Genomic DNA, 23,863 nt, shown 5'->3' on the forward strand with positions numbered 1-23,863 from the left:
AAAATCAGGATTAAGTATGGTTCAGCCTGGTACTTTTGCCGATCATCACCACAGATAATGCGGGAGAAAGCGTAAAGTTAATCGCCCACTATTTACAGCTAACTAATTTACAAATAAACAATTTCCAGCGTAGCCATGCCATCCAGAACAATAATATCGCCGCTAGGTAATTCGGATTTCTTCGCAATACCGGCCACAACTTCCCCTTGCAGCGTAAAGGTTTCACCAATAGCGAGAGTGCCATTCTCCATCCATTGAGCCACTTTTCCTTTCGGGTTTAACGTATTCGCCGCATGGAATGGCTCCGCCGAGGTTCCGGCAATCAACGCCGTGCGGCCATCCACCGTGCCGGAAGAAAATATCACGCCCCAGGCACCAATCGGCTGTCCGTCTGAGGTTCGCCCAAGACTAAGATGATGTTCTGGCGGAATAACCGTACCGCTGCTGCCAATCAGTCTGGCATCCGTCGCGATGCCGGAACGGTTATCCGTCGCCTTAAATCCCAGCGCAGTTTTGGCGTCACATTCCACGCTGATAGGCGGCAACGCCCGATGCGACAAAGCAGTAAAGTGGGTTTCAGAGAGCTTGGACTGAGCTATTTCGCCATAATCAACGGCGCTATCGATGGAAACCTGACAGGCTACCGGCTCGATTTCAGCGCTGAAATAAATGCTGACAGAAGTCTCTGCGCTAGCCAAATGAGCAAATAGGTAACTCACCGTTCCCACTACAATCGAAAGATAACGAGCAAAATATCTATTGAGAGAACGGTTCATTATTGGTACTCCATCACGTCAAAAGTGCCAATGCCATTCAGGTGAACCCGTTCACCGCGGTTAAGTGCATTTGCCGCCAGCCACACTTCTGCCGTCATCTGAAAACTTAATTGGCTAACCGCTCGCCGACCGGGGTAAATCATATTTCGAGTCAATGGATGCAGGGGGAGTCTGGCGTGTTCCGCATTATTCCCTGCGGGAAAAGCAGAGCGAGCGCCGAGATACAATATCACCGGTTGCCCATCAGCCTGCGCGGCAGAAGGCGTCAGCTCAACTCTGGCGTGGTCTGAATCCAAAGAATAGCTTTCGCCGCTTTGGCTATTCCCTTGATAAGCGATGGCAAATAAACGCGGCTGCGGACACTGCACATCGACATTGAAATAGTGTTTTCCCAAACTGACGCCGCGATCGGTCGCGCCCTTAAGCTGGGCACGAGGCAGGGAGCCGAAATGCAGTTGGGATTGAGTCACGCTGATGTGGCACTGCGCCAGTGCCGTTCCGGTAAAACTTAGCAGTAGGGCCGCTACCGCCAGTTTAAAACCGCCGCTGAAGGGAGTATTTTTACAGGCAGCGGGCATCAGCTTCTTCATATAAAACCGGCGCATCCTTTGCCTCAGGCAGACTGTAATCCAACTGGCATATCTCATTTTCATTGTCCTTAATGTATAAGTCCGGATTTCCGTCGCTATTGCTCAGCAGCAACGTTCCTTTGCTACCAACAGTGCCAACATAATTATCTTCTTTATCCGTGATATCACTGCCTTCAGCGGCATACTCCCCCGATGCAAGGCGTATCGAGAGCAAAATTCGCCGAGTTTTATTTGCTTTGAAATTATAATTAAGTACCGCACCCCGGCTGGCATCCACTAATCGAATACCATTCTTAATATCGATATTTCGCGCCAGTTTCTTAGTGTTAACTTCTAGCCGAGAGGAGCTAAACGGCGACAAACTGGGAGCCAACGCATAGCCTCGCCGATCGGTCCATACCGGACCTGAATTAGTTTGTATTTCTGCACCGCTGATGCCCGGCAGCGCGATAACGGCAAAAGTATCCTGAATCGCATAAGGTGAAAGAGTCACGCCTGCACTATGCACCGCCACGCCGCCACTGGCCTGAAGCTGATAGCTGCTATTTCGCGCGCTATCCTGAAAATAACCCACGCCTAACTGAGCATATTTAGGTAATACCCTCAGCGTACCGCTGAGCGCCTGCCCCGATTGATTCGCGGTTTGACTTACCCCCAGACTGTAACCCAACTGATTATTAACCTGATGATTCAAACCAACGCGTTGCTGAGTTCTTCCTCTGCTTTGAGAAACGGTGCTGCTTAAGGACATATTAGAATTCAGCGGAATGCTGATATTTCCATAGATAATCTTGTCTCCTTTGCTATTCAGGTTTCTTTCCATATTCAGATTAAAATTAATGTTGTAAGGCAGCTGTTTATTCCACCCCAAACTCCAACGGCGTTCCTGCTGTTTAGCAAAAGATACCGATTGGGTATAACCCAGACTGATTCCGCCCAACAACGATTGGCTATAACTTAACTGCGCCCTGTATTGATTCTTAACGCCACTTTTATCCGCGTTAGGATTTTTATTCTTTGGCTCTACTGCGGGTAACTCCGCCACTGGCCTTTCTCGCAAACTATGCTGAAACTGGCGAAATCCAGCCGTTCGATGCATAGTCGATAAATTCAGTTTCAATGAGGAAACCAGCTTCACGCCAACGTGGCTACCCCATTGAACGCCTTGTTTTTCATTCTGGCGATCCCAACTGGTCACCGCATTCACCGCCCAAAAAGTTCGGGGAATCAAACCGGTATTTACTGCCAATCTGGCAGAGTGGTAACGGGAACCCAGCAAAACACCCTGAGTAATATCCGATAAGTCGCCTAACGGGCGAACGTCTGTCAACGTTCCTAGCCAGCTTTCCTGATGCTGATTAGAACCTGGCCCGGTTCTACCCATTCCGGCATAAATACCGCGCGTTCTGGGAACATACTGCAAGTTGAAACTCGCCGCCGGCACGCTGAAACTCTGAGTCTGCCCATCCACGCCTATCACCGATACCAATAAATCTGCACCGGTGGAATTAATAGGAATTTGGGTTAAAGTGAAGGGGCCGGGCGGCAACTGAGTCACGTAAATCAAGGCTCCGCGTTGACGTATCTCAACGCTTGATTGCGTTGGCGCAATGCCTGACACCGTTGCTCCGCTGCCTTCTCTGCTGGCTAAAGCACTTTCAGGCATTATCTGCAATCCGTAAATTTGTGGCGTACTGAATAAGCCGCTATTCAGGTTAATTTCTCCCATTTGCAACGTCGTTTTTTTTTCGATAAAAGTACGCTGCAAATAACTATATAGCCTGCTCCATTGCTGTCGCCGATCCTTATAGCTGAAGATCTGACGGGAACGAAAAATCCAGTTGCCGCTATTAAACCCAGCCTCCGTGGAGGCTTGCAGATTATTGCTACCGTTCTGATTTCTTATCGCCAGTGCGTCGTAATTCATTAACAACGCTGAACCTCCGGTTTCATAATTCCCCGTAACAACTTCACCGACTTGTAATAATTCCGCCGGGAGAATCACTTCAATACGTGACGTACTGGGGAATAAATTCACCAAAGCTCTGGGATAATGTAGCCGTAAATCACTACAGCCGTTTTCCATTGGGGGAGGAATAATCCCGCTTTTTTGGTAAAAATCCGGGCTAAAACACGGTTCACCCTGCTGATTAAACGTCATATCTACCCAGCCGCGAGCTACACCATTAATAGTTAACTCAATGGAATGATCTCCTGAGCTAAATCTGGCTTTATATTTAAAGTAGTCTGCCGCACTGGCAGAAACACCGCGTTCTTCAAGAATACCAATATCAAACTCAACGCCATCATCAGCCAAAGATCTCACGGAAATAAGAAAAATGCTGAAATATAAAAATAACCGAATGCTATTCTTCTTCGGTTTCATTTTTTCTATCTCCGTGTGATACAACGAGCTTTACATCGATATTATCTAACGATCATTTCAGTTCGGAAGAATAGGACTCAGTAATATATCCGTATAAATTAGCTGGTTGTATTCTGACGCTATTCGCCTGACCTTTAAATGCCTTATCCGTAATAGCCACCAGACTCTTTCCTGGTAAAATATAATTCTGCGTTAACTCAGCAGCCCCCTTTCCTGGCTGCAACTCAATAGAATTAGATAAACGGACTACATAGTCTCCTTCATTTTTCACAAGAATGTTCCCTTGTGCATTGCGACTGAACTTAAGAAACTCCCAAGGTTTATTGTGAGTTGCTAAACCGGAAGGATGAATAATCAACGGAATGTTGTGTCTAATGGTCAAACGAACGTTATTCTTTCCTTTAGGAGGAATATTCTGGAATATAGCTCTGACCATGGTTTGCTGAGTCAGTGAGTTTCTAAATTCGTCCTTTAGGAAGAAACGAACCATTTGTGTCTCGCCGGCTTCAATACGGGCAACGCTGGGTGTGACAATCACTTTCTCGGCGGTATCTTCGGCTACAAACTCCACGGAAGAATGTAACATTACCGGGTTAGCGGCCTTATTGGTCAACGTAGTGGTCGTTTCACCTTCCGCAGTATTAATGACAATCACTGAGTCATTAATTTGGATACCCGGAGTCGAAGAGCCGGTTGTATTCGCGCGGGAAAAACTTGCGATAGAAAATAAAATAGCCACTGATAAAACCAGATTAACCTTCATCATAAATTATCCGTTTATTATATAAATTTATATCCCTATAGCCTTATTTTCTTTACTTATCATGGCAATAGAATAGCAATAAATGGATGCCATACAGCACCCATTTAATTAACAGAGGTTATTAGAGATAAGACACATTCATGGTAACGGAACCATCAAGTTCAATACTAGAACCTCCCTTAAACTCTTTAGGATTGATGATTTTAGTATCTACGTTATAGCGACCCGAAAATAATGCCCCTTCAAAAATACTTTTATCAGCGTTGAAATAAGTAATATTCTGATCTTCAAACTTATCTAAGTCGACCGATGCTTGTCCTTCAACATCATTAATACCGCCTAGAAGCGCAGACTCTCCATCAACTTTAGGTTCGGTCAGTGAGACTTTATAACCACCAAAACCGACCTTTACATCATCCATATTAAGAGCACCTTCACCCAAACCAAAATAAGAGGTACCAATTTCAGCCGGAACACTACCTTTACGGTTATCGACAAAGCTCATCGATACTGCTGTCTTATGAGGGCAGTTAATAGCATACTCAATATTTCTCTTTCCTAAATCGATGATTCTTTCTTCTTTTTCAACCAACTCCTGTAAAGAAATATTCCCATAATTAATTTCTCCGCCGTTTACATCCAATTGGCAGGCACCCGGCATCAATTTACCTTTAACCGTAATTTCTGCGCTGTTATCCGCAGCAAAGGCTGCAGGAGTTAACGCAGCTGAAAGGATCAGAGCAGCAATTGTTTTGAATCTTATAGATTTAATTTCCATTTCATAACTCTCCATGTACATAAAAAGACACCAGAAGTAATGCATTTTATGATCACTGACATAAATGCTTACTGCTGGATAAATATACTGATGAATAGGAACAATCCGTAATTAATAGTTATTAGATTTCATTAGGACTTTATAAAATATAATAATATCTATTTGCTGAATTATTAAATCATGGAAACATCGTTAACTATCTGTTTTAATTGTGTGTTAAATATATCTTTGAGTATATTTAAGGCAAAAAAAAGCAGTCCCCCGCGGGAACTGCCTTTAACAACATTAAGTTTTAAAAATATGGCGCTATGAAAATAATTAGGCTTTAGCTTTCAAACCGCGCTGACGTACAACTTCGAACAGACACACACCGGTCGCCACAGATACGTTCAGAGAAGATACGGTCCCCGCCATCGGAATACTGATTAATTCATCGCAATGCTCACGAGTCAAGCGACGCATACCGTCGCCTTCCGCGCCCATTACCAGAGCCATTGGCCCCGTCAGCTTGCTTTGATACAGCGTATGATCGGCTTCCCCTGCGGTACCCACGATCCAGACATTATTTTCCTGCAATACGCGCAAAGTACGAGCCAGATTGGTCACTCGAATCAAAGGGACGTTCTCCGCAGCGCCGCTGGCTACTTTCTTGGCCGTCGCATTCAGCTGAGCGGAACGATCGCGCGGAACGATAACCGCATGGACACCAGCAGCGTCGGCGCTACGCAGGCAAGCTCCCAGGTTATGCGGATCGGTAACGCCGTCCAAAACCAACAGGAAAGGCGATTCTACGCTGGCCAGCAGGCTTGGCAGATCGTTTTCCTGATACTGACGGCCTTCCCGCACACGCGCGACAATCCCCTGATGAACACCGTCTTCTACCTGAGAATCCAGCCATTGGCGGCTAGCAACCTGCACCACCAGACCAGCGGCCTCCAGCTCTGCAACTACTGGCTGCAAACGACGGTCATCCCGTCCTTTCAGGATAAAAACTTCCAGAAAACGTTGCGGATCGCGTTCTAACAGGGCTTTGACGGCGTGAATACCGTAAATAATTTCGCTCATGATGCTCTTTTACATGTGTCGGTGAATCCTATACAGGACCCGCCGTTGATTAAATAATGCGTAACACTAAGGGTTAGGCTTTGATCAGGGCGACGCTCCGCCGCCCTGTGGATACTAACTGGCTGACTTTTTCTTAGCTCGTTTGGCTTTAGTCGCCGCCGCAATCTTCCGGGTCTTTTCAGACGTTTTTTTCGCTTTGGCCTTTTTCTCCGCAGCCGCTTTGTCAGTTGGCTTGTCAGCATCAGGGCGGAAAGCGCTATCAGGCTCAAAATTAGCCGGTTTCTTGCCTCGACGATTACGCTTCTGTCCACTACTCGCGCCGCCATCGGCAGCACCGCGACGAGATTGTCCGCCTTCACGACGTGAAGGTGCGCTGCCACGCATGGTACGTTGGCCCGCTTTTTTCTCTCTGTCTTTCGCCGTTTTCCCTTCGCCGCGCGGTTTACGCGTGCTGGATACCAAAGCAAAGTCGATTTTACGCTCATCCATGTGGACAGCTTCCACACGAATCTCAACGGTGTCACCTAAACGGTAAACCACGCCGGAAGATTCGCCGATCAGCCGCTGTCCTATATTGTCGTAGCGGTAATAATCGTTGTCCAGGCTGGAAACGTGAACCAAACCGTCGATAAACAGATCGTCCAGACGCACAAAGAAGCCAAAACCGGTCACGCTAGCGATAATACCGGTAAACACTTTACCCACCTGATCTTGCATGAAGTCACACTTCAGCCAGTCAGCAACGTTACGCGTGGCTTCATCAGCCCGACGTTCAGTCATAGAGCAATGTTCGCCCAGTTGTAGCATATCTTCGTAATCGCTGTGCCAGCCGCCGGTTGGTGTCCAACGTTCTTTCACCGAACCCTGCTCTTTGGCTAGCTGATACTTAATTGCCCGGTGCATCGCCAAATCAGGATAACGACGAATCGGGGAAGTAAAGTGGCCGTAAGATGCCAGTGCCAGACCGAAGTGACCGCGGTTTTCCGGATCGTAAATCGCCTGTTTCATCGAACGCAGCAGCATGGTTTGCAGCATTTCGTGATCTGGACGATCGGCAACCTCATCCATCAGAACCGCATAGTCTTTTGGCTCTGGTTTCATTCCACCACCCAATACCAGACCCAGCTCATTCAGCACGCTACGCAGTGCGGAAATATGGTCATCGCTTGGACGATCGTGGACACGGAACAAAGCCGGTTCGTTATGTTTTTCGACAAAACGCGCCGCCGCGATGTTAGCCAGAATCATACATTCTTCGATCAGTTTATGCGCATCGTTACGCATAGTTGGCTCGATGCGTTCGATACGACGTTCTGCGTTGAAGATAAATTTGGCTTCTTCGGTTTCGAAGGCGATGCCGCCACGTTCTGCACGCGCGTGATCCAGCGCTTTATACATCGCATGTAGCTCTTCCAGATGCGGTACCAACGGCTTATATTGCTCACGCAATGATTCTTCGCCATCAATAATTCGCCAAACCTTGGTATAGGTCAGACGCGCGTGGGAGCTCATTACCGCTTCGTAGAATTTATAGGAAGACAGTTTGCCTTGGGAGGAGACGGTCATCTCACACACCATACACAGGCGGTCTACCTGCGGATTCAGCGAGCAGAGGCCGTTAGACAGCACTTCCGGCAACATAGGTACGACCTGCGACGGGAAGTACACCGAGTTACCCCGAGCGCGAGCTTCGTCATCCAGTGCGATACGCGGGCGTACATAATAACTCACGTCCGCAATCGCTACCCACAGCCGCCAGCCGCCGCCGCGTTTTTTCTCGCAGTACACCGCATCATCAAAGTCACGTGCATCTTCGCCATCGATAGTGACCAACGGCAGATCCCGCAGATCCACACGACCTTTCTTCGCTTCTTCAGGAACCTGTTCTTTCAAATCTGCGACTTGTTTCTCCACCTGCGGTGGCCAGGTATGAGGGATTTCATGGGTGCGCAAAGCGATATCCACCGCCATGCTGGTGCCCATGTTTTCACCCAGCACTTCAACGATTTTACCCACGGCTTTACTGCGGCGAGTTGGGCGCTGAGTCAGTTCCACCACCACTACGTAACCCATGCGGGCACCGCTGATGGAATCTGGCGGAATCAGGATATCAAAGCTGAGGCGACTGTCGTCCGGAACCACGAAACCAATGCCTGCGTCGGTAAAGTAACGGCCTACAATCTGGCTGGTTTTCGGCACTAATACACGAACAATACGCGCTTCACGACGGCCTTTACGATCGGCACCCATGGCCTGAGCCAGCACCACGTCACCGTGAATAGCCATTTTCATTTGGTCTGAGGACAGGTAAAAATCGTCTTTGCTGCCTTCAACTCGCAAGAAACCGAAACCATCACGGTGACCAATAACGGTACCGCGCAGTAAATCAAGACGCTCAGGCAGCGCATAGCACTGACGGCGGGTAAAGATTAATTGGCCATCGCGCTCCATGGCACGCAGGCGACGACGCAGAGCTTCTAAAGCCTCTTCGCCGGATAAATTGAGTTCTGTGGCCAACTCTTCACGGCTGGCTGGCGTTTCGCGTTTGGCGAGATGCTCTAAAATGAATTCCCGGCTTGGGATCGGTGATTCATACTTCTCTGCTTCTCGCTCCAGGAAAGGATCTTGTGACATTGCGGTTCCTCCGTAGTCATCAGCAGGTTGCTCAACGTTATTCATTAAGCAAACACACTATTCAACAAGTAATAACTTGTAGAGCGGAGCGTTATCTTTAACCATATCGGCCAAAGTATAGTTATCCAGCTCTTTAAGGAAATTCTGTACAGCCTGGTGGAGCACCTGTTTCAAACGGCAGGCTGGGGTGATATGGCAAAAATCGCTGCAACAGTTCACCAAAGACAGAGGCTCAAGTTCACGCACGACGTCGCCGATACGGATACTTTCTGCCGGTTTGCCTAACCGAATGCCGCCGTTTTTGCCTCGAACTGCGGTCACTAATCCGGCACGGCTCAACTGGTTGATAATTTTCACCATGTGATTGCGCGATACCCCATAGACCTCGGTCACCTGAGAGATGCTAGTCATCTGCCCCGGCGGTAACGAAGCCATATAGGTAAGCGCCCGTAGGCCATAATCAGTAAAACTTGTTAACTGCACGTATACCCCTGAGTATCAGTGTACTCTGCTAAAGCTCATCTGCGATGACACCAGTCTAAGTGTTATTTATGAAAGCGTATTCTTTGAATGATAAACCAGCCACAAAGCTTGCGGCTAATCATTTAGGTGGAGGCGGAGGTTTTTGGCGTAAAAACTGCTTATCGAGGAACAACAAACCGGGCATAAGCCCGGTTTGAGTATTTTGATCGCATGGATTTGACGGTGTATCTATCAATCAGGCATCAAATGGATCGCGCAAGATCATAGTCTCGTCACGATCTGGGCCGGTAGAAATTATATCAACCGGAACACCAGTCAGCTCTTCTACACGTTTGATGTAGTTTAACGCTGCCTGAGGTAGCTGCTCGTACTTTTTCACTCCGAAGGTTTTTTCTGACCAGCCTGGCATAACTTCGTAGATTGGCTCGATACCTTCCCAGCCTTCAGCTGCCAACGGAGTCGTATCCATTTCGCGGCCGTCTGGCATGCGGTAGCCCACGCAAATTTTCACTTCTTTCAGGCCATCCAGCACGTCCAGTTTGGTCATGCAGAAACCTGACAGAGAGTTGATCTGAACGGCGCGCTTAACGGCAACGATATCCAGCCAGCCGGTACGACGGTCACGACCGGTAGTCGCACCGTATTCGTTACCTTGCGTACGCAGGAATTTGCCGGTTTCGTCTTCCAGTTCGGTAGGGAATGGACCTGCACCTACGCGAGTAGAGTAAGCCTTCATGATACCCAGTACGTAATCTACGTAACGTGGCCCCATACCAGAACCTGTCGCAACGCCACCCGCGGTGGTGTTAGACGAAGTCACGTACGGATAGGTACCGTGGTCGATGTCCAGCAAGGTGCCTTGTGCGCCTTCGAACATGATCAGCTCGCCTTTCTTACGGGCGCTATCCAACAGTTCAGAAACGTCAACAACCATGCCAGTCAGGATATCGGCAACAGAAACGCCGGTCTGAGGATCGACAGCCATCAGACTATCCAGAACTTCCTGATAATCAACCGCATCAACTTTGTAGTAATGCACCAACTGGAAGTTGTGGTAATCCACAATTTCTTTCAGTTTTGCAGCGAAGGTTTCTTTATTGAACAAATCACCCACGCGCAGACCGCGGCGAGCAACTTTATCTTCGTAGGCAGGACCGATACCGCGACCGGTGGTACCAATAGCTTTCGAACCACGTGCTTTTTCACGCGCGTTATCCAGAGCCACGTGATATGGCAGGATTAGCGGGCATGCTTCAGAGAGTAACAGTCGCTCACGTACTGGTACGCCGCGCGCTTCTAACCCTGTCATCTCTCTCATCAACGCATCAGGAGCCAGTACAACACCGTTGCCGATGATGCTGGTTACGTTTTCACGCAGAATACCTGAGGGAATCAAATGAAGAACGGTTTTCTCACCGTTGATAACCAAAGTATGGCCAGCGTTATGCCCACCTTGATAGCGCACAACATATTTAGCCCGTTCAGTCAGCAGGTCGACGACCTTGCCCTTACCTTCGTCACCCCATTGGGTGCCCAGTACGACGACGTTCTTACCCATCTCAAAAATCACCAGGTTGCCTTAAAAAAGGATTCTAACATCTCACCCGTGTGCTTTCAGCACTTTTTAACACATGCTTGCACAGTTTTTGCGCTTGGATTCAGCCACCCATGCGGCTACGCAACATGTAGTAGATGACGACGCCAGCAACCACTAATGCACCGCCAAAACGACGTAGCGTGGAGTCAGGTAACTGCGTCATCGCCTGAATCATTTTACGCCATGCTTTGGGATAGAGCATCGGACCTAGCCCTTCAAGCACCAAAACCAGCCCCAGTGCTAACCAGATTGTGGAGTTCATTATCTGCCTCAAAAAGAAAAGGCCCGCGTTAACGGGCCTTGCATCACACGCGAACCCCCTTACGGACGTTTGCTGGAATTATCCGGAGATTTCATATAGCGGAAGAAATCGCTGTCCGGACTCAACACCATCACATCGTTGCCGCTGTTAAAGCTATTTTCATAGGCGCGCAGGCTACGAATAAAGGCATAGAAATCTGGATCTTTACTGAATGCATCTGCGAACAGACGAGCCGCCTCTGCATCACCGCCGCCGCGAGTAATACGCGCCTGACGCTCAGCTTCTGCCAAAGTACGAGTCACTTCGTAGTCAGCAGTTGCACGCAGTTTTTCCGCTTCTTCCTGACCTTGTGAACGGTGACGACGAGCGACCGCTTCACGCTCAGCGCGCATACGCTGGAAGATCGCATCAGAAACTTCAGCCGGCAGGTTGATTTGCTTGATACGCACGTCAACCACTTCAATACCCAGTGCCGCCATGCTGTTCGGATTCACCGCAGGCTGTTTGCCACGGGTTTCCTCTTCAACACGCGCAGCTACGGAAGCAATCGCATTATCGGCTTCGGTAGTAACGGCTTCGTCATCTACGGTACCGGTATTCAGCGCATCGCGGACATCAGAGGTCAGGCGACCACGAGAATCCGTAACAATATCACGCACATCCAAACGACCGATTTCAGAACGCAGGCGGTCACTGAACTTACGTTTCAATAACACTTCTGCCTGAGAAATATCGCCACCACCGGTTGCCAGATAGTAACGGCTAAAATCACTGATACGCCATTTCAGGTATGAATCGACAATCAGGTCTTTTTTCTCTTTGGTCACGAAGCGGTCAGCTTGGTTATCCATGGTCTGAATACGCGCATCCAAGGTCTTCACTGTTTCAATGAAAGGAATCTTGAAATGCAGCCCCGGTGCGTACACCAAAGGTTTGTTATCGTTATCACGCAGTACTTTACCGAAACGCAGCACAATCCCGCGCTGGCCTTCCTGTACCACGAATAATGAAGCATAGAGCGCAATCAGCACCACAGCCACGACGAATAAGATCGACTTACGCATTGATTATTCTCTCCCTACGCGAGTGGAAGTGTCACGCTGGGCGTTTGCCCGGCGCTGATCCATGACAGAGCCAGAGTCTGAGCTAGTCGCGCTCTTCTCCGGACTGCTTGCCGCAGAGGAAGACGGATTCAAACGAATCAGACTTGAGTCTTTGCTAGCACCGGCTTTATCCGCACCGGCCTGTCCACGCAGCATTTGATCTAATGGCAGCACCATCAGATTATTACTCTTGTCGTTAGCCAATACTTTGTGAGTATGACCCAGGACTTTTTCCATGGTTTCGATATACAGACGCTCACGAGTAATTTCTGGTGCAGCCTTGTACTCTGGCAGCAACTTGGCAAAGCCAGCGACTTCACCCTGCGCTTCCAGCACCTTACGCGCGGCATAAGCACGAGCATCTTCTAACAGACGCTGCGCCTGACCGTTAGCACGTGGCTGAACTTCGTTAGCGTAAGCTTCTGCTTCACGGATGTACTGTTGTTCGTTTTCACGTGCAGCAATCGCATCATCAAAGGCGGCTTTCACTTCTTCCGGCGGACGAGCGGCCTGGAAGTTGACGTCCAGCAAAGTAATACCCATGTTGTATGGACGAATGGTTTCTTCCAATACGCGCTGAGTATCGCTACGAACGATGGTGCGGCCTTCAGTCAGAATCTTATCCATGGTGTATTTACCGATAACACCACGCACTGCGCTGTCCGTTGCCTGACGCAGACTGTCATCAGGGTTGGTTACGCTGAACAGATAAGCTGCCGGATCGGTTACACGGTACTGAACGTTCATTTCGATGCGAACTACGTTCTCATCGGATGTCAGCATCACGCCTGAAGCGGCCAATTCGCGCACGGATTCAACGTTTACCGGGGTCACTTCATCGATGAAGGTCGGTTTCCAGTTCAAACCTGGTTGAACGATATGGCTCAGTTTGCCCAAACGTGTCACAACGCCACGTTCGGCTTCTTTAATGGTATAGAAACCACTTGCGGCCCAAATGACGACAACGGCTACCGCAGCGATACCCACAATGCGTCCGCTAAAGCCAGGACCTTGTGTTGCGCCACCGTTACCACTTCCGCTACCTTTGCCGAAACTACTCAGTTTCTTGCTCAGTTTGCGGAAGATATCATCCAGATCCGGCGGCCCCTGATCACGGCCACCTTTATTATTATTTCCGCCAGAGTTGCCGCCATTATTATTGCTGCTCCCCCACGGGTCGCGGTCCTGTCCGTTATTACCGGGCTGATTCCACGCCATGTTTTAGCTCCATTCTTCTATGATTGGTTTTCTTCAGGCCAAGAGCGCACTTCCCTATAAGAAGCTGGCCCTCAATCTCACAAGTTCGATCAAACCCGACTCTTTCATTAACCCAAAGGGCCAATTAAACGACGTAGTCGATCAGCTCCTGCTCTTGTTTACAGAGACGACGCCATTCAACGATAGGCAGTCGAACCACCATACCGATATGCCCGCCCTCTTCTATCCACTCTTTTTCAATTGCCTGAAGCTGATAAAAACGGCTACGTAGACGGCCAGCCTGAGGCGGTAAGCTCAATTCATAGTGTGCGATTTCACCAGAAAGACGCTCCGTCAACGCTTGAAAGAGCAACGGGATACCTGCGCCGGTTTCGGCTGAGAGCCAAACCCTGACCGGCAGGTTTTCTTCGTTGCGATCGATACGCGGCTCGAAATCGTCCAACATATCGATTTTGTTCATCACTAACAGCGTAGGGATTTCGTCCGCTTCAATTTCTGCTAGCACGGTGTCGACTGCGGCTACATTCTCGCTCACGCGTGAATCAGCTGCATCAATCACATGCAATAACAGCGAAGCCTGCCGCGTTTCTTGTAATGTCGCTTTGAATGCGGCGACCAAATCGTGCGGCAAATGTCGAATAAATCCTACAGTATCCGCCAATACCGTATCGCCAACGTCCGCCACATTAATACGGCGCAGCGTTGGATCCAGCGTGGCAAATAGTTTGTCGGCCGCGTAAACATCGGCAGACGTAATTCGGTTAAACAGGCTGGACTTGCCGGCATTGGTATATCCTACCAGCGAAACAGTCGGTATTTCAGCCCGGTTGCGAGCGCGTCGGTTTTGCTCACGCTGCTTGGCCACGCGCTCTAGGCGATTGAGGATCAAGCTAATGCGGTCACGTAACAAACGGCGGTCGGTCTCTAGTTGGGTTTCCCCCGGCCCTCTCAGGCCAATCCCGCCTTTTTGACGCTCAAGGTGCGTCCAGCCGCGTACCAGTCGAGTTGCAATATGACGCAATTGCGCCAATTCAACCTGCAACTTACCTTCATGAGTACGCGCCCGTTGGGCAAAGATATCTAAAATTAATCCGGTACGATCGATCACCCGACATTCACACAGGCGCTCAAGATTCCTCTCCTGCGCGGCGGAAAGTGCGTGATCAAACAGGACAACAGATGCGCCACTGGCCTTAACGGCATCTGCAATTTCTTCGGCCTTTCCTTCACCGACAAAGTATTTGGGATGAGGCGCTTTGCGACTGCCCGTCACAATTTGCAGTGCCTCTACGCCAGCAGAAGATACCAACGATTCGAATTCGCTGAGATTTTCTGTGTCTTTGTCTTGCGAGAAATAGATATGAACCAGTACGGCCTGCTCACCGGCTTCATAACGGTCAAACAAGCGTGCAACCTCTCAAACGGGTAAAAACCGCTAGTGCGGAGAACATAAGACAATCAATGTTGCTTATGCTCTCCGTCATGGTTGACCAGCAATACGCTTTATTCAGCGTCATCGCTATCCTGCTGCTGTTGTTGCGGCGCAGACGGATTACTACCATGATAATTATTGGTGCCGCCACTCGGATTATTGCTGTGATGCGATACCGGGCGAGACGGGACAACAGTAGAGATAGCGTGCTTATATACCATCTGGCTAACTGTGTTTTTCAACAGAATGACAAACTGATCGAAAGACTCAACTTGGCCCTGCAGTTTAATGCCATTCACTAAATAAATAGAAACCGGAACCCGTTCACGACGCAATGCGTTCAGGAACGGATCTTGCAAAGATTGCCCCTTAGCCATTCTATATTTTCCTTATTTGCTTGTTGTTTTTAACTAAGAACCTATCGGCTCGAAAATAAACTGCGTAAAAAAAATCTGCGCGCTGAGTACTAATCAATTGTACACAATCATTCAACCTATGCACTAACAACCTGTATTACAGAGTCTAAAGCCTGTTCCGGCTTATCACTGTCGAGCCAATGAACAGATTCCCAACCTCGTAGCCAGGTCATTTGTCGCTTTGCCAACTGACGCGTCGCACAAATTCCGCGGAAAACCATTTCGTCATAATCAATCTCACCAGCGAGATAAGACCACATCTGGCGATAACCAACACAGCGAATGGCAGGCAAGTCCGTATGCAAATCTCCACGGTTAAAAAGCGCCCGAGCCTCGGTTTCAAATCCTGCATCCAGCATCTGACGAAAACGTAATTCAATACGCTGGTGCAATAACTCGCGGCTAGCAGGCGCAATCGCAAATTGGTGAACCTGATAAGGTAAGGTTTCACCCGAAATTTTAGTCAGTTCCGTTAAAGTTTTACCCGAAATAAAAAAAACTTCCAGTGCTCTAGAAAGTCTCTGGGGATCATTGGGATGAATCCGCACGGCAGAAACCGGATCGATTTCAGTCAGTTGCTGATGCAGAGCTTCCCAACCTCGTTCAGCGGCTTGTGCCTCAATGCGCTGGCGCACCTCTGGATCGGCAGAAGGCAACGGAGACAGTCCCTCTAACAGCGCCTTGAAGTACAACATCGTGCCCCCCACCAGCAGCGGAATACGCCCGGCGGCGGTAATCTCAGCCATTTCTTTCAGAGCATCTTTACGGAAATCAGCGGCCGAGTAGGATTCAGCCGGATCGCGAATATCGATTAATCGGTGGGGAGCCAGCGCCAGCTCTTCTGCGCTGGGCTTGGCGGTACCGATATCCATACCGCGATAAATTAGCGCGGAATCCACGCTGACAAGCTCCACAGGCAAATGTTGACGCAGCGCAATAGAAAGCGCCGTTTTGCCGGAAGCGGTCGGCCCCATCACGAATATAGCTGGGGGCCGGTTCAAATTCTCAGTATGACTCATGGGTTAAAGTTGCCAATGCGGCCTGTATATCAATAGGTTGTAAAAGCCCGGCAGGGGGTGATTGCACCAGCTGCGGACAAAGACGTTCGACATCCGTCAATAATTGTATCGCTTGGGATACATTCCAGACCTCATGCTCACTGCCAAGGCGGCGGGCAATCCAGGTGGCAAGTACCTCCGGCGACATCTCCTTATGTTGCGACAGATAGCCTAACAGTTCCGGTATCAGTTTTTGTAAATTTTGTTGGCGTAATGGTAAAGATACTGCACGTAGCGTCGCTCGTCCGTGTTCAATCGCCAGTTCGATTCCCATGGTAATCAATAATTTCTGGTGATGCTGGCAGGCCGTGGCTTCGTTTTTATCCAAAGTCAGTTTAAGCGGAATCAACAACGGCTGCGGACGCAACCCTTCCTCTGGCGGATTAAGCTGCGCCTGTTTCAGCCAGCGTTCGGCAACCGTTAGAGAAAGCAATGCCAAGCCCTGACCATATTCTATCACCGCGTAGCAGGGTGGCAGCACCGTCAATACCCGGCCAAAGCTGTATTGTCCGCTGCGCAGCGGTTCTTCATCCTTTCTGCTTTTTATCACTGCCGCAGGCTGTTGTTCTGGCAACTTATCCGTCGCAGGAGCCGGTTTCAGCAATTCGCGATACAGTTCACCCTGCTGTTTTTGATAAGGCGCTGGCGGCGTATAGGCTGGCGCTCGAGGCTCACGTGCAGAAGTATGAGAACCCGTATTGGCAACCCGTGGAGCCACGTATTGCTGCTGAATGGCTGTTTTTTCCGGCTGTGGCTGAGCGTATTTATTTCCACCAGCGGCCACCCGATTCTCCGGCTGCCAGCGCGGGGCTTCAATTTCGCCATCTTCGGAGACAATCAGCGCTGGTTCTGCGCTTTGCTGTAAAACGCTGGTCACCGCCTGATAGATAAAATCATGGACCAAACGTGCCTGATGGAAGCGAACTTCATGCTTGGCCGGATGAACATTCACATCCACCTGATGAGGATCAATATCCAGATACAACACATAAGCGGGCTGCTGATCGTCTTTTAGCAGATCCTGATAAGCCTGACGGATAGCGTGATTAATCAGCCGATCGCGCATCATGCGATTATTGACATAGCAATATTGCATCTCGCTAGGCGTTCGGGCAGCGCTGGGGTCGGCCACCCAGCCACGAATATTCAAATCACCGTGCTGCCATGAAATCGCCAGCGCATGTTGCAGGAAGGCCGGGCCGCAAATACTGGCCAAACGACGTTCATGCTGCGAAGGATCTGGGGCCGCTCGATATTGGCGAACCAGCTTGCCGTTGTGAGTGAGGTGAATCGCCACGTCGAAGCGCGCCAACGCGATGCGGCGTACCACTTCATCAATATGGCCGAATTCGGTTTTTTCCGTGCGCATAAATTTACGCCGCGCTGGCGTGTTATAAAACAAATCCAGCACTTCCAGCGTACTGCCTACCGGATGGGCGGCGGGTTTGATGGTCACCGCCATATCCCGCCCTTCGGCGTAAGCCTGCCAGGCTTCGTTCTGTTCGGCGGTACGCGAGGTCAGCATCAAACGGGAAACCGAGCTAATACTGGCCAACGCCTCACCGCGAAAGCCCATGCTGAGAATGGCCTCCAGATCTTCCAACGAACTGATTTTACTGGTTGCATGGCGCGCTAACGCCAGCGATAAGTCGTCTTTAGCTATCCCACAGCCGTTATCACGGATGCGGATTAATTTTGCGCCACCTTTCTCAATATCAATATCGATTCGCGTGGCACCAGCATCCAGACTGTTTTCCACCAACTCCTTTACTACCGACGCAGGCCGCTCTACCACTTCACCGGCGGCAATTTGGTTGGCGAGTTGTGGCGGTAATATCTGAATCGGCATAACAAATCCCTTCGGTTAAGACTGTGGAATGGTGAGCGTTTGGCCGAGTTGTACCGAACCAGACTTCAGCTTATTCACGCGTTGAATCTCACTTTGAGATACACCATATTTCGCCGCAATAGCGGATAAAGTATCCCCGCGTTTAACCTGATGCTTGATCGGTTTGGCCGGGCTGATTTTCTTCACCGCAGGCACCTTGGCGACGCTAGCTACCGCGCTGCCAGATGCGGGAATTCGCAGGCGCTGCCCAACCCATACCACGTCTTTCTTCAGCGTATTATTCTGCCGCATCGCCGCCATACTGACACCGTACTGGCTGGCAATGCCGGATAGAGTTTCACCCCGTTTTACCATGTGAATCAGCGATTTACCGCTAATGGTGGCTTTCCCCCCACTGCTGACCGCACTGACTACCGGGCCAGGCTGATTAACACCACTTTGACGCGCTGACCTTTCAACCGCCGCTGTTGCGCCCAGCGGACGGTTTTCGACCTTTGGGTCGGCTTGTAGCGGATGCGACAGGAAATAACTGCGCAAGCCTTTGTAAATCGCTTGGGCAATTTTATCCTGATACGCACTGCTGCCGAGCAGCCGCTCCTCCGTACCATTACTGATAAAGCCGGTTTCCACTAATAAAGAGGGAATGTCCGGTGAACGCAACACGCCAAGACTGGCGTGTTCCGGCCTACGTTTATGAATAGAACCAATGGCTTGAAGCTCATGTAGCACTTTTACCGCTACGTCGTAACCCACCCGCTGGGAGTGACCAAATTGTAAATCCAGCACCGCCTGACTGAGATAAGGATCGGCTGAAGTGTTGGCGAGTACGTCACCCGCTCCGCCCAGCAGCTCAGATTGCTTCTCATGCTGCTCCAGCCAGTTGCCCATTTCACTGTTCGCGCGACGGTTAGACAGTACCCAGACAGAAGCACCGTTGGCGCTGCGATTCGGTGCCGCATCGGCATGAATGGAAACCAGCACGTTGGCAGCCTGCTTACGCGCCACGTCTGAACGCCCCATCACCGAGATAAAATAGTCGCCGTTGCGCGTCAACACCGGTTTAAACATCGGGTCATTATTGAGTAATGTCTCCAGCTTACGGGCAATGGAGAGGGTCACGTTTTTCTCTTTCAGACCATTTTGCCCAATAGCGCCAGGATCCTGACCGCCGTGACCAGCATCGATAGCCACCACCACACGATCGCTACTGGCTGGCGCGCTGGTTTTAACCGGACGCGTGGTTGAGGTGGTGATGGTCGGGCTGCTGGTCACTACCGTTGGCTTATTATTGAACGGATTACTGCCGGCGGTGGCCTTGGTTGCCTGTCGCGTTGGCGTCGCCGTGGTCACCGTTTGAGTTTGACGTACTGGCGTACCAGCGGCTGTCAGGGTGAACACCACGTTATATTGATTGCCCACTTGCTGCGTCACTGCGCGTGTTTTGGCTTTTTGCGTCAGTTCAAACACCAATCGGGTGCTTTGCGGGTCTTTCGGCTGGCTGGAGCGAATTCTTTTCAACAGATTCTGCCCACTGAATTCCAGCGGTAAACCGGAAAGATTACCGCTCTGACGAATATCCAGCACAACGCGCTCCGGCCCGCTCAGCGGGAAGAAGGCATAAATCGGTTTGCCGTCGAAGCTCAGGGTTATCTGACTTTCGCCGGAACCGTTGGTAACTTTGATATCGGTTAACTTCATCGCCCATGCCGCCGGAGCGGCCAATACGCTAGAAACAACCAACAATGCGGTGGCTAAATAGCCTCTCCAGCTAAGCATCATCGACAGTTTATCCTTGCGCAGCGGCTAAGCGGTGCAGAACATCCGCACCAGAATCAGACAGCGCTACCAGCCGAGCTTCACGCCCCTGCGGCTGATAGTCCAAATGTAATTCGATATCAGGCTTAGGCAAGAAGCCCTCGCCCTGCTGCGGCCATTCCACCAGGCAAATAGCCTGTCGATCGAAATAGTCGCGAATTCCCATAAATTCAAGCTCTTCCGGATCCGCCAATCGGTAAAGATCGAAATGATAAACCGGCCGAGGCGTCAGTGCGTAAGGCTCCACCAAGGTATAGGTAGGGCTTTTTACGTGGCCTTGATGTCCCAGAGCTTGCAGGAAGCCGCGGCTGAATGTAGTTTTTCCGGCACCTAAATCGCCGAACAGATAAATAACGCTGGCACCTTCGAAGGCTTGCGCCAAACGAGCCCCCAATGCAACGGTTGCTGCCTCATCAGGCAAAGGTAAAACGAGTTCTTTCATTCTTGATATCTATTTTGCTAACTCAGGATTAACGTAGTTCGGAATAACCGGCAATAAATCTGTCGCCAGTAAACCCCGGGTGCCTTGTTGTTCAGCCAGTTGATCGGCTGCCGCGCCGTGGACCACACAACCTGCGCAAGCCGCATCATACAGCACCAGCTTTTGCGCTATCAAACCGCCAATGATACCGGACAAAATATCGCCCATACCGCCGGTCGCCATGCCCGCATTCCCCACATCGGCTATCGCCATTTCGCCCTGCTCGCTGGCTATCAACGTACCGGCACCTTTTAGTACCACTACGCCGCCGTATGTCTCTACCAGTCGACGAACTGAAAGTAAGCGATCACTCTCAATTTCAGCGACGGTACAACCGAGCAAACGAGCCGCTTCACCGGGATGAGGGGTCAACACTCGATTCTGACGCCTCAGCGGATTTAATACCAGCAAGTTGAGCGCATCTGCGTCCCATAACGCAGGTTTATCACTCTGTTGCAGTAATTTCAGAGCATTCCTGCCCCAATCTCCTTGCCCCAGCCCCGGTCCAATAACCAAAGTGTCTGCCCAATCGATAGCCTCAATCAATAAATCATCGCTGAGTGCCTGTACCATAAGTTCAGGACGAGCAGTGAGTAGAGGAGCAACATGATCGATGTTAGTAAGCACTCGCACCAATCCAGCACCGCTGCGTAGTGCGGATTCTCCCGCCATCCGTATTGCGCCCCCCAAACCTTTATCACCCCCTACCAACAATAGACGACCTTGCTCACCTTTGTAAGAACAAGGTCGCCTCGGTTTCAACCATTTGCTGAGGTTATCAGAGGTAATTCTCTCAATGTGCGGCATTTGCTGATCAAGCCATGGGGACAAACCCAGATCGTCGCAATGCAACTGACCGACCCAATCACGCGCCTGCCCGGTCAATAACCCTGGTTTTAGCGCCACAAACGTCAGCGTATGCTCGGCTCGAATCACTACGCCAGGAGCAGCGCCGGTTTCCGCCCCTAAGCCAGAAGGAATATCCAGCGCGAGTTTAGGCGCCCGATATCTATTCGCCATTTCAATTAAAGTAGCGTAACTGCCTCGTGGCGCGGCACGTAAGCCGGTGCCCAGCAGCCCATCGATAATTAAATCAATATCCTGCGGCCAAAGACTATCCTGAGGAAAAATATTCCCCCCCGCCGATAACCACTGCTCACGCGCCAGAGCAGCTTCGGCAGGCAATGGACGATTGCCCTCACAGGCAATTAATGTCACTTTCAAACCCGCCGCTTGAGCGCGGGCAGCCAGGATATATCCATCCCCGCCGTTATTGCCATGACCGCACAGAATCAACCAGTGTCGGCTCGCAGGATAATATTGGCGAGCCAGAGCAAAAGCGGCTTCACCGGCTCTAACCATCAGTTCAAACAGAGAAAGTGACAAAGCGGCAGCAGCAACGCTTTCATGTTGCCTGACCCAGTCCGCAGAAAAAATAGAGTGTGGTAAACTTAGGCCGTTTTGTTTCTTACTATGGTCCGTCATGACACACCCCCTCGATCTGAATCAATTAGCCCAACATATCAAGCAATGGGGGCAATCGCTAGGTTTCCAGCAGGTTGGCATCTGCGATACCGATCTTTCTGCGGAAGAACCTCGTTTGCAGGCGTGGTTAGACAAGCAATACCACGGTGAAATGGCGTGGATGGCGCGCCACGGTATGTTGCGGGCGCGCCCCCATGAACTGCTGCCCGGTACGCTGCGGGTTATCAGCGTGCGCATGAACTACCTGCCAGCCAAAGCCGCCTTTGCCAGCACTTTGAGCAATCCAGAATTGGGCTATGTCAGCCGCTATGCCTTGGGACGCGACTATCACAAGCTATTGCGGCAACGGTTAAAGAAATTGGGCGATCAGATTCAGGAGTATTGCGCACAGCAATCGAGTGAAAACGGCGTCAATTTTCGTCCGTTTGTCGACTCAGCTCCGATAATGGAACGTTCACTCGCTGCCAAAGCGGGTATTGGCTGGGTTGGCAAGCACTCACTTATTCTTAATCGCGAATCTGGCTCCTGGTTCTTCCTTGGGGAATTACTGATTGATTTGCCGTTGCCAATCGATCAACCGCAAGAGGAACAGTGTGGCCGCTGCGTGGCTTGCATGACGACCTGTCCAACCGGGGCCATTGTCGCGCCTTACACCGTGGATGCTCGCCGCTGTATTTCCTATCTCACCATTGAGTTGGAAGGCGCTATTCCCGAAGAATTTAGACCGTTAATGGGAAATCGTATTTATGGCTGTGATGATTGCCAACTGATTTGCCCGTGGAACCGCTTCTCTCAACTAACAGAGGAGGAAGATTTCAGCCCGCGTGCGGTATTACATACGCCAAAGCTGCTGGATCTGTTCGCCTGGAATGAAGAAAAGTTTCTACGAGTCACCGAAGGTTCCGCGATCCGCCGTATTGGGCATCTGCGCTGGCTACGTAATATCTCGGTGGCTTTGGGAAATGCCGCCTATCAGGATGAAATTGTGCTGGCGCTGGAAAGTCGCAAAGGCATCGACCCTATGTTGGATGAGCATATCGTCTGGGCTATCGAGCGGCAGTTGGCGCGGCGGGCAGAACAAAGTGTTGAAGTGCAGTCATCGCAGAAAAAGAGGCTGGTTCGAGCCATTGAGAAAGGGCTGCCGCGAGACGCATGATAACTTTTCAATCGCGGGTTTTTCCGTAATAAACCTGTCAAGCGCCCTGTGCATAAAAATAAAAATGCCTTGCCAATCAAGTGGGAAAAAAAGCGCAAGAGATCGCCATAACGTTTTCCCATAAATAAACAATTAAAACAAATAGTTAAATTTAGGCAATAGCCATTGGTTTAATTAGCATCAGTATATAAAAAATACAGAATCTGTGGATAAGTCTGTTGAAGAAGTTAATACATTCTGTGAAAGGCACGACAAAAAGCGCGAACTGTCTGTGGATAATTATTTTGGAGATGAAGATAAAATTGGAGCGGGAAACGAGACTCGAACTCGCGACCCCGACCTTGGCAAGGTCGTGCTCTACCAACTGAGCTATTCCCGCATTGAGATGCTGATGCACCCTGCTGTCTGTTTGACGGCATTTGGTATTCATGGCTGAAGATTGGAGCGGGAAACGAGACTCGAACTCGCGACCCCGACCTTGGCAAGGTCGTGCTCTACCAACTGAGCTATTCCCGC

20 protein-coding genes and 2 tRNA genes are annotated in these 23,863 nt (G+C 50.2%); 1 reads left to right on the top strand and 21 read right to left on the bottom strand.

Annotated elements, in window-relative coordinates; genetic code table 11:
- Positions 1-107: 107 nt before the first annotated feature.
- The 19 genes from DBA33_RS09960 to nnr all read right to left on the bottom strand — a co-directional run bounded on the left by DBA33_RS09960 (position 108) and on the right by nnr (position 22,191).
- On the bottom strand, positions 108-776 hold the full coding sequence (locus DBA33_RS09960) for a DUF1120 domain-containing protein (RefSeq protein ID WP_120806353.1): 669 nt from the start codon (positions 774-776) through the stop codon (positions 108-110).
- Entirely contained in the window at positions 776-1,366 is a 591-nt protein-coding gene (locus tag DBA33_RS09965; RefSeq protein WP_064516051.1) for a hypothetical protein, read from the bottom strand. Before DBA33_RS09965 ends, DBA33_RS09960 begins: the two co-directional genes overlap by 1 nt.
- A complete protein-coding gene (locus tag DBA33_RS09970; protein ID WP_120806355.1) occupies positions 1,338-3,752 on the bottom strand; it encodes a fimbria/pilus outer membrane usher protein in 2,415 nt (804 codons plus the stop codon). The genes DBA33_RS09965 and DBA33_RS09970 overlap by 29 nt, the downstream gene beginning before the upstream one ends.
- 52 nt (positions 3,753-3,804) lie before the next feature.
- On the bottom strand, positions 3,805-4,518 hold the full coding sequence (locus DBA33_RS09975) for a fimbria/pilus chaperone family protein (protein WP_120806357.1): 714 nt from the start codon (positions 4,516-4,518) through the stop codon (positions 3,805-3,807).
- Between the two features lie 118 nt (positions 4,519-4,636).
- Complete coding sequence (locus DBA33_RS09980) at positions 4,637-5,293, bottom strand: DUF1120 domain-containing protein (protein ID WP_064516048.1); 657 nt, start codon at positions 5,291-5,293, stop codon at positions 4,637-4,639.
- A gap of 318 nt (positions 5,294-5,611) precedes the next feature.
- Entirely contained in the window at positions 5,612-6,358 is a 747-nt protein-coding gene (rlmB, locus tag DBA33_RS09985) for a 23S rRNA (guanosine(2251)-2'-O)-methyltransferase RlmB (protein WP_064516047.1), read from the bottom strand.
- Positions 6,359-6,472: 114 nt separating this feature from the next.
- Positions 6,473-8,992 carry a ribonuclease R gene (gene rnr, locus DBA33_RS09990; protein WP_120806359.1) on the bottom strand — a complete coding sequence of 840 codons (2,520 nt, stop codon included), beginning with the start codon at positions 8,990-8,992 and terminating at the stop codon, positions 6,473-6,475.
- Positions 8,993-9,049: 57 nt separating this feature from the next.
- Positions 9,050-9,475 carry a nitric oxide-sensing transcriptional repressor NsrR gene (nsrR, locus tag DBA33_RS09995; protein ID WP_049599288.1) on the bottom strand — a complete coding sequence of 142 codons (426 nt, stop codon included), beginning with the start codon at positions 9,473-9,475 and terminating at the stop codon, positions 9,050-9,052.
- A gap of 235 nt (positions 9,476-9,710) precedes the next feature.
- Positions 9,711-11,033, bottom strand: a complete 1,323-nt coding sequence (locus DBA33_RS10000) for an adenylosuccinate synthase (protein WP_049599570.1) — start codon at positions 11,031-11,033, stop codon at positions 9,711-9,713.
- A gap of 100 nt (positions 11,034-11,133) precedes the next feature.
- Entirely contained in the window at positions 11,134-11,334 is a 201-nt protein-coding gene (locus DBA33_RS10005) for a DUF2065 domain-containing protein (RefSeq protein WP_049599286.1), read from the bottom strand.
- 59 nt (positions 11,335-11,393) lie between these two features.
- On the bottom strand, positions 11,394-12,398 hold the full coding sequence (hflC, locus tag DBA33_RS10010) for a protease modulator HflC (RefSeq protein WP_049599283.1): 1,005 nt from the start codon (positions 12,396-12,398) through the stop codon (positions 11,394-11,396).
- Positions 12,399-12,401: 3 nt separating this feature from the next.
- Positions 12,402-13,655, bottom strand: coding sequence for an FtsH protease activity modulator HflK (gene hflK / locus DBA33_RS10015; RefSeq protein WP_064516043.1), 1,254 nt, complete (start codon positions 13,653-13,655; stop codon positions 12,402-12,404).
- A 124-nt stretch (positions 13,656-13,779) separates the two neighbouring features.
- On the bottom strand, positions 13,780-15,060 hold the full coding sequence (gene hflX / locus DBA33_RS10020; protein WP_049599277.1) for a ribosome rescue GTPase HflX: 1,281 nt from the start codon (positions 15,058-15,060) through the stop codon (positions 13,780-13,782).
- Between the two features lie 98 nt (positions 15,061-15,158).
- Positions 15,159-15,464, bottom strand: a complete 306-nt coding sequence (hfq, locus tag DBA33_RS10025) for an RNA chaperone Hfq (protein ID WP_064516041.1) — start codon at positions 15,462-15,464, stop codon at positions 15,159-15,161.
- A gap of 116 nt (positions 15,465-15,580) precedes the next feature.
- On the bottom strand, positions 15,581-16,522 hold the full coding sequence (gene miaA, locus DBA33_RS10030) for a tRNA (adenosine(37)-N6)-dimethylallyltransferase MiaA (protein ID WP_071925589.1): 942 nt from the start codon (positions 16,520-16,522) through the stop codon (positions 15,581-15,583).
- A complete protein-coding gene (gene mutL / locus DBA33_RS10035; protein WP_064516037.1) occupies positions 16,509-18,410 on the bottom strand; it encodes a DNA mismatch repair endonuclease MutL in 1,902 nt (633 codons plus the stop codon). Before mutL ends, miaA begins: the two co-directional genes overlap by 14 nt.
- Before the next feature lie 15 nt (positions 18,411-18,425).
- The gene (gene amiB, locus DBA33_RS10040) at positions 18,426-20,189 is read right to left on the bottom strand and encodes an N-acetylmuramoyl-L-alanine amidase AmiB (RefSeq protein WP_120806361.1); all 1,764 of its coding nucleotides are present in this window, start codon (positions 20,187-20,189) and stop codon (positions 18,426-18,428) included.
- A 7-nt stretch (positions 20,190-20,196) separates the two neighbouring features.
- A complete protein-coding gene (gene tsaE, locus DBA33_RS10045) occupies positions 20,197-20,667 on the bottom strand; it encodes a tRNA (adenosine(37)-N6)-threonylcarbamoyltransferase complex ATPase subunit type 1 TsaE (RefSeq protein ID WP_064516033.1) in 471 nt (156 codons plus the stop codon).
- A gap of 9 nt (positions 20,668-20,676) precedes the next feature.
- Positions 20,677-22,191, bottom strand: a complete 1,515-nt coding sequence (gene nnr / locus DBA33_RS10050; RefSeq protein WP_120806362.1) for a bifunctional ADP-dependent NAD(P)H-hydrate dehydratase/NAD(P)H-hydrate epimerase — start codon at positions 22,189-22,191, stop codon at positions 20,677-20,679.
- On the opposite strand from nnr, the gene queG reads away from it, so the two are divergent.
- Positions 22,190-23,347 carry a tRNA epoxyqueuosine(34) reductase QueG gene (queG, locus tag DBA33_RS10055; protein WP_064516029.1) on the top strand — a complete coding sequence of 386 codons (1,158 nt, stop codon included), beginning with the start codon at positions 22,190-22,192 and terminating at the stop codon, positions 23,345-23,347. The genes nnr and queG overlap by 2 nt on opposite strands.
- A gap of 303 nt (positions 23,348-23,650) precedes the next feature.
- Here queG and DBA33_RS10060 read toward each other — a convergent pair.
- Both DBA33_RS10060 and DBA33_RS10065 read right to left on the bottom strand, forming a co-directional pair.
- A tRNA-Gly gene (locus tag DBA33_RS10060) sits at positions 23,651-23,726 on the bottom strand.
- Positions 23,727-23,787: 61 nt separating this feature from the next.
- A tRNA-Gly gene (locus DBA33_RS10065) sits at positions 23,788-23,863 on the bottom strand.

This window comes from Yersinia sp. IP36721, from assembly GCF_003634395.1.
Lineage (GTDB): Bacteria > Pseudomonadota > Gammaproteobacteria > Enterobacterales > Enterobacteriaceae > Yersinia > Yersinia entomophaga.

What these genes read in the sequence shown, in the direction of transcription:
- DBA33_RS09980 (WP_064516048.1), bottom strand. Translation starts at nt 5,293, where the DNA reads ATGGAAATTAAATCTATAAGATTCAAAACAATTGCTGCTCTGATCCTT.
- hfq (WP_064516041.1), bottom strand. Translation starts at nt 15,464, where the DNA reads ATGGCTAAGGGGCAATCTTTGCAAGATCCGTTCCTGAACGCATTGCGT.
- miaA (WP_071925589.1), bottom strand. Translation starts at nt 16,522, where the DNA reads ATGAGTCATACTGAGAATTTGAACCGGCCCCCAGCTATATTCGTGATG.
- DBA33_RS09960 (WP_120806353.1), bottom strand. Translation starts at nt 776, where the DNA reads ATGAACCGTTCTCTCAATAGATATTTTGCTCGTTATCTTTCGATTGTA.
- DBA33_RS10005 (WP_049599286.1), bottom strand. Translation starts at nt 11,334, where the DNA reads ATGAACTCCACAATCTGGTTAGCACTGGGGCTGGTTTTGGTGCTTGAA.
- DBA33_RS09975 (WP_120806357.1), bottom strand. Translation starts at nt 4,518, where the DNA reads ATGATGAAGGTTAATCTGGTTTTATCAGTGGCTATTTTATTTTCTATC.
- hflC (WP_049599283.1), bottom strand. Translation starts at nt 12,398, where the DNA reads ATGCGTAAGTCGATCTTATTCGTCGTGGCTGTGGTGCTGATTGCGCTC.
- rlmB (WP_064516047.1), bottom strand. Translation starts at nt 6,358, where the DNA reads ATGAGCGAAATTATTTACGGTATTCACGCCGTCAAAGCCCTGTTAGAA.
- DBA33_RS09965 (WP_064516051.1), bottom strand. Translation starts at nt 1,366, where the DNA reads ATGAAGAAGCTGATGCCCGCTGCCTGTAAAAATACTCCCTTCAGCGGC.
- DBA33_RS10000 (WP_049599570.1), bottom strand. Translation starts at nt 11,033, where the DNA reads ATGGGTAAGAACGTCGTCGTACTGGGCACCCAATGGGGTGACGAAGGT.
- queG (WP_064516029.1), top strand. Translation starts at nt 22,190, where the DNA reads ATGACACACCCCCTCGATCTGAATCAATTAGCCCAACATATCAAGCAA.
- tsaE (WP_064516033.1), bottom strand. Translation starts at nt 20,667, where the DNA reads ATGAAAGAACTCGTTTTACCTTTGCCTGATGAGGCAGCAACCGTTGCA.
- DBA33_RS09970 (WP_120806355.1), bottom strand. Translation starts at nt 3,752, where the DNA reads ATGAAACCGAAGAAGAATAGCATTCGGTTATTTTTATATTTCAGCATT.
- mutL (WP_064516037.1), bottom strand. Translation starts at nt 18,410, where the DNA reads ATGCCGATTCAGATATTACCGCCACAACTCGCCAACCAAATTGCCGCC.
- amiB (WP_120806361.1), bottom strand. Translation starts at nt 20,189, where the DNA reads ATGATGCTTAGCTGGAGAGGCTATTTAGCCACCGCATTGTTGGTTGTT.
- nnr (WP_120806362.1), bottom strand. Translation starts at nt 22,191, where the DNA reads ATGACGGACCATAGTAAGAAACAAAACGGCCTAAGTTTACCACACTCT.
- hflK (WP_064516043.1), bottom strand. Translation starts at nt 13,655, where the DNA reads ATGGCGTGGAATCAGCCCGGTAATAACGGACAGGACCGCGACCCGTGG.
- rnr (WP_120806359.1), bottom strand. Translation starts at nt 8,992, where the DNA reads ATGTCACAAGATCCTTTCCTGGAGCGAGAAGCAGAGAAGTATGAATCA.